12 protein-coding genes are annotated in these 13,485 nt (G+C 45.4%); all 12 read left to right on the top strand.

Translation table 11 applies throughout. From position 1 onward, the window contains the following. Nucleotides 1–182 precede the first annotated feature (182 nt). The 12 genes from pfkA to T541_RS0112660 all read left to right on the top strand — a co-directional run bounded on the left by pfkA (nucleotide 183) and on the right by T541_RS0112660 (nucleotide 13,285). Complete coding sequence (pfkA, locus tag T541_RS0112605; RefSeq protein WP_026653068.1) at nucleotides 183–1,151, top strand: 6-phosphofructokinase; 969 nt, start codon at nucleotides 183–185, stop codon at nucleotides 1,149–1,151. A gap of 316 nt (nucleotides 1,152–1,467) precedes the next feature. Beyond that, complete coding sequence (locus T541_RS0112610; protein WP_026653069.1) at nucleotides 1,468–2,271, top strand: TrmH family RNA methyltransferase; 804 nt, start codon at nucleotides 1,468–1,470, stop codon at nucleotides 2,269–2,271. 70 nt (nucleotides 2,272–2,341) lie between these two features. Next, nucleotides 2,342–3,136, top strand: coding sequence for a pyrroline-5-carboxylate reductase (gene proC / locus T541_RS0112615; protein ID WP_026653070.1), 795 nt, complete (start codon nucleotides 2,342–2,344; stop codon nucleotides 3,134–3,136). A gap of 189 nt (nucleotides 3,137–3,325) precedes the next feature. Then, nucleotides 3,326–4,435, top strand: coding sequence for a cell wall hydrolase (locus tag T541_RS0112620; RefSeq protein ID WP_026653071.1), 1,110 nt, complete (start codon nucleotides 3,326–3,328; stop codon nucleotides 4,433–4,435). Between the two features lie 230 nt (nucleotides 4,436–4,665). After that, nucleotides 4,666–5,655: an ornithine carbamoyltransferase gene (gene argF, locus T541_RS0112625; protein ID WP_026653072.1), complete on the top strand. Its 990-nt coding sequence runs from the start codon at nucleotides 4,666–4,668 to the stop codon at nucleotides 5,653–5,655. 61 nt (nucleotides 5,656–5,716) lie between these two features. Further along, entirely contained in the window at nucleotides 5,717–6,568 is an 852-nt protein-coding gene (locus T541_RS19555) for a biotin--[acetyl-CoA-carboxylase] ligase (protein ID WP_034467063.1), read from the top strand. Between the two features lie 69 nt (nucleotides 6,569–6,637). After that, complete coding sequence (locus tag T541_RS0112635; protein ID WP_026653073.1) at nucleotides 6,638–7,453, top strand: type III pantothenate kinase; 816 nt, start codon at nucleotides 6,638–6,640, stop codon at nucleotides 7,451–7,453. A 79-nt stretch (nucleotides 7,454–7,532) separates the two neighbouring features. Beyond that, nucleotides 7,533–8,012: a DUF6145 family protein gene (locus T541_RS0112640; RefSeq protein WP_242840784.1), complete on the top strand. Its 480-nt coding sequence runs from the start codon at nucleotides 7,533–7,535 to the stop codon at nucleotides 8,010–8,012. A 60-nt stretch (nucleotides 8,013–8,072) separates the two neighbouring features. Beyond that, entirely contained in the window at nucleotides 8,073–9,065 is a 993-nt protein-coding gene (gene dusB, locus T541_RS0112645; RefSeq protein ID WP_026653075.1) for a tRNA dihydrouridine synthase DusB, read from the top strand. A 69-nt stretch (nucleotides 9,066–9,134) separates the two neighbouring features. Beyond that, the gene (locus tag T541_RS0112650) at nucleotides 9,135–10,754 is read left to right on the top strand and encodes a response regulator (RefSeq protein ID WP_034467065.1); all 1,620 of its coding nucleotides are present in this window, start codon (nucleotides 9,135–9,137) and stop codon (nucleotides 10,752–10,754) included. A gap of 54 nt (nucleotides 10,755–10,808) precedes the next feature. Then, complete coding sequence (locus T541_RS19560; RefSeq protein ID WP_051538238.1) at nucleotides 10,809–12,143, top strand: sensor histidine kinase; 1,335 nt, start codon at nucleotides 10,809–10,811, stop codon at nucleotides 12,141–12,143. Nucleotides 12,144–12,292: 149 nt separating this feature from the next. Next, the gene (locus T541_RS0112660) at nucleotides 12,293–13,285 is read left to right on the top strand and encodes an ABC transporter substrate-binding protein (protein ID WP_026653077.1); all 993 of its coding nucleotides are present in this window, start codon (nucleotides 12,293–12,295) and stop codon (nucleotides 13,283–13,285) included. Nucleotides 13,286–13,485 lie beyond the last annotated feature (200 nt).

Below are 13,485 nucleotides of genomic sequence, written 5' to 3' on the forward strand. Positions count from 1 at the left end.
AGCATTGTCAGAAGCCAGTATTAGTGCAACTTGGAAACTGATTGGGAATTGTTTGAAAAAAATTAGTGAAATCGTTTTCATAATGATTGCAGATTAAAAAAGATTGCGCTAATATATAGAAGAAAAATGACAAAGTATTATCAATAGGAAAAGGTATTTTATTTAGAATCGAGGATTTAATTATGGCAAAGCAGATCAAAACAATCGGTGTACTTACTAGTGGTGGAGATGCACCAGGAATGAACGCTGCCATCCGTGCAGTTGTTCGTAAGTCACTTGCAAACGGACTCAAGGTTAAGGGTATCAAGAAGGGCTATCAGGGTCTTCTCAATGAAGAAATCATTGATATGGACAGACGTAGCGTATCTGATATCATCCAGCGTGGTGGTACAATCCTTGGAACAGCTCGTTGCATGGAGTTCACAACACCTGAGGGACAGGCTAAGGGTGCTGAGATCTGCCGTAAGCATGGTATAGATGGTATGGTAGTTATCGGTGGTGACGGATCATACCGTGGAGCTCAGAAGCTTTCACAGCAGGGTATCAATACAGTAGGTATCCCAGGAACAATCGACCTTGATATTTCTTGTACAGATTATACAATCGGTTTCGATACAGCTATTAACACAGCAATGGAAGCTATCGACAAGATCCGTGATACATCTTCTTCACACGAGAGAGTTAGTATCGTAGAGGTTATGGGTCGTCATGCTGGTTACATCGCTCTTTGGTGCGCAATCGCTAACGGAGCTGATGATATCCTTCTTCCAGAGAAGTATGATTACAACGAGCAGCGTATTATCGATAACATCATCGATAACCGTAAGAAGGGTAAGACACACCACATCATCGTTAACGCTGAGGGTATTGGACATTCAACATCAATGGCTCGTCGTATCGAGGCTGCTACAGGTCTTGAGACAAGAGCTTCAATCCTTGGTTACATGCAGCGTGGTGGTAGCCCAACATGTAAGGATCGTGTATATGCATCAATGATGGGATGCTACGCAGCAGATATCCTTACAGCTGGCAAGACAAACCGTGTAGTTGGTTACCGCAACGGCCAGTTCGTTGATTACGATATCGACGAGGCTCTTGCAATGAAGAAGAACATCAACGAGTATATGTACGAAATCGCTCGTATTCTCTAATAAGTCGGCAGCTGCGAAAATGCTTGTTTTCGTCTGCGTCGTAAATCATTAAAATTCAAAATCTCAAATTGGTCTCCTTTCGGCGTTGCTCAGAGAAGTCGACCAATTTGAGATTTTTTATTTTATGATTTATCTCCTCGTCCGAGAACAGCGCATTTTCGCAGCCGTGCCAAGCCTATAGTGCTTGCGGGAATATATGGTGGATAAGATGTTATGAATCAGCTGTTTTATCCGCAAGGGAAATTACAACTTGCAGGTTGGTACAAAAAATGTGTTATACTAGTTACTAACCCGTTAATAGATTTGAGGAAGTTTTATGATTACAAGTGTGAATAACGACCGCGTCAAGAAGGTATTAACTTACGTAGAAAAGAGTAAGGCTCGACGTGAGGACAAGGTCTTTGTTATAGAAGGAATGAAAATGCTCAGGGAAGCGCCTGTTCTTCAGGTTAGAGAAGTCTATGTAACTGAGAAGTTCCTTGATAAAGCAACTGAAGAAGATAAGGAAATCCTTTGGAGATACGGTGCAGAGCCAGTTTCAGAAGAGGTTATGAAGAAAATGGCTGATACTCAAACACCGCAAGGGGTATTGGCTGTCATAAGCCAGTATGAATACACAATGGAAGAGGTCTTGGAAGGTTATAACCAGGAGAACGAAGGCGCAGCGCCCCTCATCCTCATCCTTGAGAACATCCAGGACCCAGGCAACCTTGGAACCATGCTCCGTTCAGGAGAGGGCGCAGGTGTTACCGGCGTGATCCTCAGCAAAGGCTCAGCAGACATCTACAATCCTAAGGTTATCAGATCCACCATGGGATCTATCTTTAGAATGCCATTTATATATGTGGACAACCTTCCAGAAGTGATAAAAGAGTTATCAGGAAACGGAATCAAGACCTACGCAGCTCACCTTAAGGGAACCAAGAGCTACGATGAATTTGATTATAAAGAGCCAACAGCTTTCCTGATCGGTAACGAAGGTAATGGACTTACCAAGGAGACTGCAGATGCAGCAGACATCTACGTTCTCATTCCTATGAAGGGTGAAGTAGAGTCCATGAACGCAGCCACATCATCAGCAATTCTTACATTTGAAGCATCCAGACAGCGTCGTGGGTAATGTAGCCAGTAGAGCGACATAGCATATACACAACAATTGATTTGCACATTACATGTAGGAGGAGTTAACAATGACTATCGGATTTATTGGACTTGGAAATATGGCGAAGGCCATGATTGGTGGAATTCTTGCAAAGGGCCTTATGGGACCTAACGAGATCATAGGCGCAGCAGCCACAGAGACAACAAGACTCAAGGTTGCTAATAAGTATGGAATTCAGGTCAGAAGCTCCAATGAAGCTGTTGCCAAAGAGGCTGATATCATCATTCTTGCTGTTAAACCTCAGTATCTTAAGGTTGTAATTGCTGACATCATGGACAGCATCGATGATTCCAAGATCGTGGTAAGCATCGCTGCCGGCAAGACTATATCCTGGCTTGCCAACGAGTTTGAAAAGCCAACTAAGATCATTCGTGTAATGCCTAATACACCAGCTCTTGTTCTTGAAGGCTGTTCAGCTGTATGCAGAAACGATCTTGTTGGAGACGACGATTTCCACTTTGTAATGGAGCTCCTTGAGAGCTTTGGTAAGGCCTATACAGTGCCTGAGAATATGATGGACGTAGTTGTAGGTGTAAGCGGATCTTCACCTGCTTATGTATTTCTTTTCATCGAAGCAATGGCAGACGCCGCAGTTGCAGGCGGAATGCCAAGAAAGCAGGCCTATGAGTTTGCAGCACAGTCCGTTCTTGGAAGTGCCAAGATGGTCCTTGAAACAGGTAAGCATCCTGGCGAGTTAAAAGATATGGTTTGCTCACCAGCAGGTACAACAATAGAGGCAGTAAGGGTTCTTGAGGAACAGGGCTTTAGAGGCACTGTGATGGATGCAGTAACTGCCTGCATTGACAAGAGTCGCAGCCTGTAATTGTAGTCATTTCTACATGCACAAATGTAGCAGAATATAGTTTGATAAAGCGCGAAAAGCCCCATTTTATGGGGCTTTTCTTTCGATAATTTGACAAATTATTTCAGTTTTGCTAATATTCCTTTTGGTATTTTGTTTTAATAAGTCGAAATACATTCTTAACAATTATCTAGTCGAGGAAGGCAAAGTATGAATAAGGCAATAAAGTTATCCGCTGGGATAATGAGACCAATCATGATTTGCAGTCTCATCGTAGTTCTTTTTATTTCCCAGGGGATTTCAGCACAGGCAAGAACTGGAGCCAGTTGTATTGATCAGGCTATCGGTATTTCTAGTATTTTGAGTCCTGTTGCTCCTCTTGGTATTGATGATAATTCAGCAGAAGCCAAGGCTATGGAGAAGAATGAAAAGAACGACGCAGCGAATAGTGCATCAACCTCTGAAGAGGAAAGCAAGCTCGTAATGGCCAACGTAAGTAAGGCCATGAATGTAAGAGAAGAGCCCTCAGAGGATAGCGAGAAGGTAGGAGTCCTTTACAAGGACTGCGGCGGTAAGCTTCTCGAAAGAAAGGACGGATGGTCCAAGATCCAGTCAGGAGACCTGATCGGATGGGCCAAGGACGAGTACCTGTTGTTTGACGATGACGCTCAGGTGGCTGCACAGGATGTAGGCAAGCAGGTTGTTACCAGCATGAGCAGTGCCCTCAATGTAAGAAAAGAGGCATCAGAGGACGCAGAGGTAGTCGGAGTCCTTACAGAAAAGACATTTGTAGATATGATCGAAGATCTGGGCAATGGCTGGATCAGTGTTGATTATAACGACGAGACAGCGTATGTTCAGGCAGAATATGTTACTACAGAATTCAGGATCGACCAGGGCGAGACAATCGCAGCCATCAAGATCCGTGAAGAGGAAGAGAAAAAGAACGCTCTTACCAAGAATCGTGGAGCAGTCAGCGCAGATGCTGATGAGGTTAAGCTTCTTGCAGCTCTTATCCAGTGTGAGGCTGGTAACCAGCCATACGAAGGACGAGTTGCAGTTGGTGCAGTAGTTATGAACCGTGTTAAAAGCGGTGCTTACCCTAACACAATTTACAGTGTTATCTATGCATCAGGACAGTTTACACCAGCTCTTAATGGAACAGTTGCCAAGGTTTATAACTCAGGCAACATCGCAGACCTTAACTACCAGGCGGCTCAGGCAGCCATAAACGGCGAGACAACAGTCGGCGACGCTCTTCACTTCAGACGTTGCAACGGTCGTGAAGGTATCATCATCGGAGCACACGTATTCTGGTAATTCAGTGCAAATACTGAGAAGAGACAGCTCTTTTGCATGGTTGATATGATTCAGAGCTAATATGTTATGCATAATGAATGCATAAAAATGTAAAAATTCAATAATTAGTGAATAAATATTAAAAAGTAGTATCATTAATTGAATAATTATGCTAAGATGAAAGAGGAATTGTAGTAAATACGATTCCTCTTTACTTTTTTTGCAAATAATTACTACAAAGGAGAACTGCTATGAATCTTAAAGGAAGACATCTACTTAAGTTACTTGATCACACCCCAGAGGAAATCCTCTACCTTGTTGATCTTGCTGCAGAGCTCAAGGACAAGAAGAAAAAGGGAATTCTTCACGACGAGCTCAAGGGCAAGAACATTGCTCTTATCTTTGAAAAGACAAGTACTCGTACCAGATGCTCCTTTGAGGTTGCTGCCAGCGATCTTGGCATGGGTTCTACCTATCTTAATCCCACAGATTCCCAGATCGGCAAGAAGGAAAGCATCGCAGATACCACAAGGGTTCTGGCCAGCATGTACGACGGAATCGAGTACAGAGGCTTTGAGCAGGAAATCGTGGAGACCATCGCTAAGTACAGTAAGGTCCCAGTTTGGAACGGCCTTACCAACGAGTTCCACCCAACTCAGATGCTTGCCGACGTTCTCACGATCAGAGAGCACTTCGGCCACATCAAGGGAATCCACCTGGTATACATGGGCGATGCAAGGTACAACACAGGTAACTCGCTGATGGTTGTCTGCGCTAAGCTGGGCATGCACTTCACCGCCGTATCCAACAAGAAATACTTCCCATCCCAGGATCTCATCGATCAGTGCCAGGCCATTGCCAAGGAAACTGGCGCCATCATCGACTTTAGTGAGGATCCTATTGAGGGAACCAAGGGCGCAGACGTTATCTACACTGACATCTGGGTATCCATGGGCGAGCCAGACAGCGTTTGGGAAGAGAGGATAAAAGAGCTATCTCCTTACAGGGTGACCAGTGACATCATGAAGAATGCAGGCGACCAGTGCGTCTTCATGCATTGCCTTCCATCCTTCCACGATCTTAACACTGGAATTGGCAAACAGATCCACGAAAAGTACGGGCTTACAGAGATGGAGGTCACTGACGAGGTCTTCGAGTCAAGTCAGTCAATAGTATTTGACGAAGCGGAAAATCGCATGCATACTATAAAGGCAGTGATGCTTGCAACGCTTAAAGATTGACCGTCGAAATGAATCAAATATGATCTATTTTCTCGGGCAATGATAATACAGGAGTAATAGGATGCTTAATAACGAGCATATTAAAGGGCAGCTTCACACAAAGTGGGCTGCCCATAATTATTATTATAAAGAAATAACCACCTCCACCAACGACGATGCCAAAGAGCTGGCGGAAAATGGCGCGCCCCACGGAACCCTCGTGGTGGCTGACAGACAGGACAAGGGCCGAGGCTCTAAGGGAAGAGCTTGGGAGACTCCTGCTGGCACCAACATCGCCATGTCGCTAATTGTAAGGCCCATCGCACCTTCCGATAAGATATCAATGCTTACACTTATCATGGGACTTTCCGTGGCGGAAGGAATTGAGCAGTGCCTTGGAGATAGCTCTTTTGACAGGATAGACGGGATTGGAGGAGGAGAGAAAAGCGGCTGTGTAGCCCAGATTAAGTGGCCCAACGACGTGGTTATTGCAGGTAAAAAAATCTGTGGTATACTTACAGAGCTTCACATGGACGATAGCAATAAGATCGCAGATGTGGTAATTGGTGTTGGAATTAACGTTAACATGACTGAGTTTCCTAAGGAGATAAGTGAGATCGCTGGATCAGTTCTTAGTACCACCGGCGTAAGGCTTGATAGAGGCGCTGTTGTGGCGGCAGTCATGGAGAGATTCGAAGAGAACTACGAGAAATATAACAGCACATTTGACCTTTCACTACTAAAAGAGCAATATGAAAAAAGGTTAATTAATATTGGCAAAGATGTGAGGGTTATTGATACAATGAAGGAGTACGAAGCAGTGGCTCTTGGAATTACTGAGGGCGGTGCTTTGATCATCAGGACCAAAGACGGCAAGACCCAGGAGATTAACGCAGGGGAAGTCACCGTCAGGGGCCTGTATAGCTACGTATGATCATAGATGTAGAAACTGGCTGTGAGCTTGTGCAGATGGGCTGTGCAGTTAAGGTTGAGGAGAGATAAGATGATTCTTGTAATCGATGTTGGAAATACAAATATTACATTTGGTGTGTTCAGAGGCGAGAAGCTGGTCACTTCCTTTAGAATGACCACAGGAGCTGAGAGAACCTCCGACGAATTCGGAATGACCATGCTGGGCATGCTTGCCATGAAGGAAGTGGACAAGGATAGCCTTGAGGGTGTTATGATCGCCAGCGTAGTGCCTAAGCTTATGCACGCTCTGGTTAATGCAATTCTTAAGTACCTGGGCAAAAGACCTTACATCGTTGGCCCTGGAATCAAGACAGGCATTAAGATCGTGACAGATAACCCTCGTGAGATCGGACCAGACCTTATCGTTGGAGCCGTTGCAGGTTACGAACTCTACGGCGGACCAGTTCTTGTAATTGACTTTGGTACAGCTACTACTTATATCGCAGTTAACGAAAAGGGCGAGTTCTTCACCGGTGTTGTTTCACCTGGTATCAGGATTTCTGCTAAGGCACTTTGGCAGGATACAGCTAAGCTCCCTGAGATCGAGATCAAGAAGCCAGCCAGCATCCTTGCTAAGGAGACTATCTCCAGTATGCAGGCCGGGCTTATTTACGGACAGATCGGTCAGACTAAGTACATCATCAACGAGATGAAGCGCGAGTCAGGCCTTACTAATATGAAAGTCGTTGCTACAGGCGGACTTGGAAGAATCATTTCAGAAGAAGTTGATGAGATCGACATCTACGATCCAAACCTTGTGCTTCGCGGACTTCAGATCCTCTATGAGAAGAACCGTAAGACAAAGCCACAGATTGGGGAATTTGCAGATACTGATAAGCCAGAGTGATCTGAGAATTACTGAGACAATGAGTTATAGATGAATAATGGCAATAACTGATATTGCCAGAATGAAGTATGGAGTAAAAATGAGCGCAGAAGAATTTGAAAGAGAATACAACAAAGAATTTAATGAGAATATAAAGAACCAGACAGAGGATGACCTCAAGATCGACGAGATGCAAAAGACCAACAAGGGACGCGTCTTTGAAGGCGTTGCTAATGGCCGCGTGGTACTGTGTGGTGCCAACGCCTATGAGCAGAAGTACTACTTCAACCCAATCTTCAAGCAGATTCCTGAGAGCATCAAAAAAGAGCTCAACATCATCAGTGTCCTCTTCACACAGGAAGCAGGTGGCATCTTTACCATCGTCTTCGAAGAAGACGGCCAGATCTCAATCGAAACCAACGCCGACGAAGAAGACATCACCTACGATGAAATCACCGCAGGCCTCCTCGTAAGCGAGGTAAGAAGAAAGCGCCAAGACTTGTTTGAAGCGCTTGGATTATATTATAGGCTTTACGTACTTCATGAGAGTCCAGCAGACATATTAGGAGATGAGGATTAATAAGTAGACAGGTTTCAATTCAGAAATTATTTCTGGATGGAACCGTCCGGGTATAAACATATGTCAGGATATGGAAAGTTAACTATAGGGAACGTCACCCTGGAGAACAATATAATACTTGGCCCAATGGCAGGTGTTTCGGACCTGCCTTTTCGTATATTATGCAAAGAAATGGGCGCAGGCCTTGTGTGTATGGAAATGGTCAGCGCCAAAGCCATCACCTACAAGAACAAGAACACAGGCGCCCTCATGGAGATTCACCCAGATGAACATCCGGTTTCTTTGCAGCTCTTTGGCTCAGAGCCTGAGGTAATGCAGCACGCCGTAGAGATGATCAAGGACAGGCCCTACGACATCCTGGATGTGAACATGGGCTGCCCAGTACCAAAGGTTGTAAGTAACGGCGAGGGCTCAGCCCTTATGAAGAATCCGGCCCTTATTGAAAAAATCGTCAAGGCTCTTGTACAGGTGTCAGACAGGCCGGTAACTGTTAAAATAAGAAAAGGATTTACCGAGAATTCAGTCAACGCAGTGGAATGTGCACTGGCAGCTCAGGAAGGCGGAGCGGCAGCGGTTGCAGTCCACGGAAGAACCAGAGAACAGTACTACTCAGGTCAGGCGGACTGGAGTATTATAAAAGAAGTTAAGGATGCCCTCCACATCCCTGTAATTGGGAACGGAGATGTGGTGGATGGAGAGAGCGCAAAGCGCATGTTTGAACAGACCGGCTGCGATGGGGTTATGGTAGCCAGGGCTGCTCAGGGCAATCCATTTATATTTAGAGAGATAAAGAGCTATTTTGAAACTGGCAAGGCCTGCGACAGGCCAACAGGACAGGAGATCTACGACACAGTCATAAGACACGCAGACTTACAACTCCAGTACAAAGGGGAATACACTGGAATTCGTGAGATGCGTAAGCACGTGTCCTGGTACACCTACGGAATGCCTGGCAGCGCCAGATTCAGGAATGAGATCAATCAGATGACTGACATGGACTCCCTTAAGGAAGCCTGCAAGAAAGTCATGCTGGGTGATCTAAGCATGGGGTAAACTTACACTGGCTGATGGGATAGCAGCGCAGTTTGGTTAATGAATTATAATTGTTTGGGGAACAAAGGTATGAAGGTATTTTTGGTTGAGGACGAGTTTGTCGTTCGAGAGGGAATCAAGAACAACGTCAATTGGGAGGCGCACGGTTACGACTTCTGCGGAGAAGCCAGCGATGGGGAGCTTGCTTATTCCATGATACAGAAGCTCCTTCCGGACATTGTTATCACAGACATTAAGATGCCATTTATGGATGGCCTGACACTTAGCAAGATGATAAAGGCCGAGTATCCCTGGATGGAGATAATCCTCCTTACAGGCTACGAGGACTTTCAGTATGCCAAGGAAGCCATCAAGATAGGCATATCCTGCTATCTTTCCAAGCCCATCAGTGGTGATAATCTGTTAAAAGAGGTGGATGCAGTTGCAGAGCGCATCCAGGAGCAGAGACAGGAAAGAGAAGCAGCTAAAAGATTCGAAGAAGAAATGAAGGAGAGAACTGAGCTTGAGAAACAAGGTCTTTTCAGAAGCCTTGTGACAGGCGGTAAGACAGCATCTGACCTTATAGAGGCTGCCAAGAAGCTCTCCCTTGATCTAACAGCACTTCGCTACAATATCCTATTACTTAAGGTATGGTCCACAAGACACGACGCCTTCGAGTATTCCAACAGCGTGGTAAAGGCAGAGGATGGAATCAAAGCCGTGGCTGAAAAGCATGGCGCCCTCTACTTTGACCTTAACGTGGAAGGCATAGCTCTTTTGTTCAAGGCGGATGACGACGGGGCACTGGATGAGAATATCGAGACTGCGGTAAAAGAGCTACAGCAGATCTTTTCAGAGTACCATCACATCAGATACTTTGGTGGTATCGGCCAGAACGTGGAGCGCCTTTCGGAAATACCTGAGACCTTCAGATGGGCCAGCAGAGCCTTTGCCCATATCTATCTGACTTCAGACAACGGATTTTTGTACGGCTCCGAGGAGTCCCTTAAATCCAGCAAAGACGAGGTCACCCTTTCAGAAATTGATCCAAAGCACATAGACAGAAAGCTGATCCGCGAGTTTCTTCGCCGCGGAGACCAGGCAGAAGCTGCGTTCTTTATGATGGAATTCATAAAGGGCATGGGTGAGAGCGCCATCAAATCCACCATGCTAAGGCAGTACGTGGCCATGGATGTTTATTTCTGCGCCACAGAATTTGTTGAAAACGAATTAGGACTTCCAAGAAAGGCCCTGGATGAGCGTGTTGAAGAGCTTTCTCCAGAAATCCTCTCAGATGAAGCAAGAACCATGGAATACCTGACCAAAGTCTTAGAGCAGGCCGTTATCCTTAGGGAAGAGGACACCAGAGGCCATTACAAGGATGTGGTAAAAGAGGCCCTTTCCTACATCGAAGAGCACTATGCCGAAGAGAACCTGTCCCTGAACGTATTGGCTGCCCAGGTTAACGTATCTCCTAACCATTTAAGCGCCGTGTTCAGGCAGCAGACAGGCCAGCCCTTCATCAAATATCTTACGGACTATCGCATGAATGAGGCTAAAGAGCTCCTTAGCAGAACCAACAAGAAGAGCAACGAGATAGGACTAATGGTGGGCTACAAGGATCCGCACTATTTCTCATATCTCTTTAAGAAAACCCAGGGCGTTAACCCTACACAGTACAGATCCAGAAGCTTTGCGGAGAGTGAGTGACAGAGCAGCAACTACAGATAACAACTCAAAGCTATGTGAGAGTGAGAACGAGTAATGGTAAAGAATAACCCAAGAGTAAGACAGAAATCCCGTCTTGCTACCCAGATACGTATAACCTATCTGGTACTTCTTTTGCCCAATATCATATTCATGGTGTACGCCTCCTATACCTTCTGGACCGCCAACGTCAGGTACAACGACATGATAAGCTCTGTCGTTACCGCCAGCGAGTTCAGTTTGGATTTCAAAGAGGACTTTGATTATCAGACCTACCTTCTTATCGTAGGTAACGTAAGCCCAGAGGAGACGCCACTTAACCAGATGCTGGTGGATGCAAGGAAAGTCGTGGTGGGCCTTAAGGACTACACCGGCACCGAGGACAACCAGAATCGTCTTCGTAGCGCCGAGAAATACCTGACCAACCTTGGCACCTACACCAACAGGATCATCGATAACTTAGAGCACGACGACAAGTACGAAGCTAACATGGTCATTTGGGAGAACGACGTCCAGATCGTGACAGCTCTTTTGCAGGAGACCATCAACGAGTACATCTACTACGAGAACAAACAGCTCCAGATTGGTCAGGCCGCCAACGAAGCCATGTACCTTAAGTCCATCGGCATCTCCATGGCAATCCTGGTGTTTATCATCATAAGTGTCATCGTGGTTTCCTTTGTGGGTCCTATCTGGATCACCCGCCCAATTGAGGAGCAGGTAAAAAGAGAACAAAAGCAATTGCGAAAGGCAGAGTTTGAGCTGTTGCAGGCCCAGATCAATCCCCACTTCCTCTACAACACCCTGGACGCCATTGTCTGGAGCGCAGAGGGAGGCAACAAGGAGCAGGTAGTTAAGATGGTTGGAAGTCTTTCCAGCTTTTTCCGCACCTCTCTTAATAAGGGAAAAGAGATCATATCCATTGAGGAGGAACTGGCCCACGTCAGGAGTTATCTGGAGATTCAGCAGATCCGATACCAGGATATTCTTAGCTATGAGATAGATGTGCCACAGGAAATTTACAACTACAAGATTCCCAAGATCACGGTACAGCCCCTTGTAGAGAATGCTCTTTATCATGGTATAAAGAACCATCGCGGTGGTGGAACGATCCGCATCACCGGTAAGGAAGAAAAAGAGTTTATTACCATCACTGTAGCGGACGATGGAATCGGAATGGATGCTAAGAGACTTGAGGAAGTAAGAAAGGGCCTTACAGAGGGTGGCAACACCAAGGAAGCCATCTACGGCCTTTACAACGTTAACCAGCGTATAATCCTTAATTTTGGCGAAGAATATGGAGTTTCATTAGATAGCTCTTTTGAAAAGGGAACGGAGGTTACTATTAAACTTCCCAAGAATTTAGCATCAAAATCTCAACCTAAATCGTAAAAAAATATAACATTATAAAAATACGATAAAAAAACTAAACACATTCAGTTTTTTATTCAATGGAGTTTTTCCTCCTGGAAATTAGAATATTAACCATAAGGGAATGGTCCCTAAAAACGTTTAATTCTATTTTCAGGAGGAATAGGTTTATGAAGAAGAAAGTATTGTCATTTGTTATGGCAGCAGCCATGACTCTGAGCCTTGTGGCTTGTGGAAATGCTAAGCCAGCATCTTCAGACGGTGCACCAGCAGCATCTGGTGACCTCATCAAAGTTGGTATCATCAACAACGACCCTAATGAATCTGGTTATCGTACAGCTAACGATAACGACCTTAAGAACACATTTACAAAAGAGAACGGCTATGATGCTTCATTCGCATACAGCTTAAAGAATGATGAGCAGATCGCAGCAGCTCAGACATTCATTCAGGATGGTGTTGATTACCTCCTTCTTTCTGCAGCTGATACAGCAGGTTGGGATTCAGTTCTTCAGGAAGCTCAGGCTGAAGGCGTAAAGGTTATCCTTTTCGACCGTACAATCGACGCAGACGAGAGCCTTTACGAGGCATCAATCGTTTCTGATATGGCTAAGGAAGGCCAGACAGCTGTTGACTGGCTTGCAGGTCAGAACCTTTCAGAGTACAACGTAATCCACATCCAGGGTGTTATGGGTTCAGCTGCTCAGCAGGGCAGAAGTAACGCTCTTACATCAAAGGTTGAGGCTGAGTCAAACTGGAACCTCGTTGTTGAGCAGACAGCTGAGTGGAACGCAGAGAAGGCACAGCAGATCGTTCAGTCAGTTATCGACGCTGGCACACCTTTCAACGTAATCTATGCTGAGAACGACGATATGGCTAAGGGCGCTGTTGCAGCTCTTGATGCAGCTGGTATCTCACACGGTGTTGGCAAAGACGTTATCGTAATGGGCTTTGACTGCAACAAGTGGGCACTTGAAGAGCTCCTTAAGCAGAACTGGAACTATGATGGACAGTGCAATCCTTTCCAGGCTAGCTACATTGATGAGATCATCAAGAAGCTCGAGAAGGGCGAGACACTTGAGCAGAAGACAATCATCATGGATGAGAAGGGCTTCGATGCTTCAACAATCACACAGGATGATGTAGATACTTACGGAATCTGAGTGATATAGGGATTAAAGTTCATGAGATGTTGTGCTTGCACAAAACATCACATGAATTTGAAGACCGAACAGACATGAGGAAAAAAGACATACGAATGAAATGAGTATGGCGATTTCCGAATGGATGTAGCATGTCGAAGACATGCGTATATCACGATAACAGTAGTGAAATTCAGGCGGTGCGGCGTAAACCGCACCGC

The organism is Butyrivibrio proteoclasticus P6B7 (genome assembly GCF_000622085.1).
In the GTDB taxonomy this organism is placed as follows: domain Bacteria; phylum Bacillota; class Clostridia; order Lachnospirales; family Lachnospiraceae; genus Butyrivibrio; species Butyrivibrio proteoclasticus_A.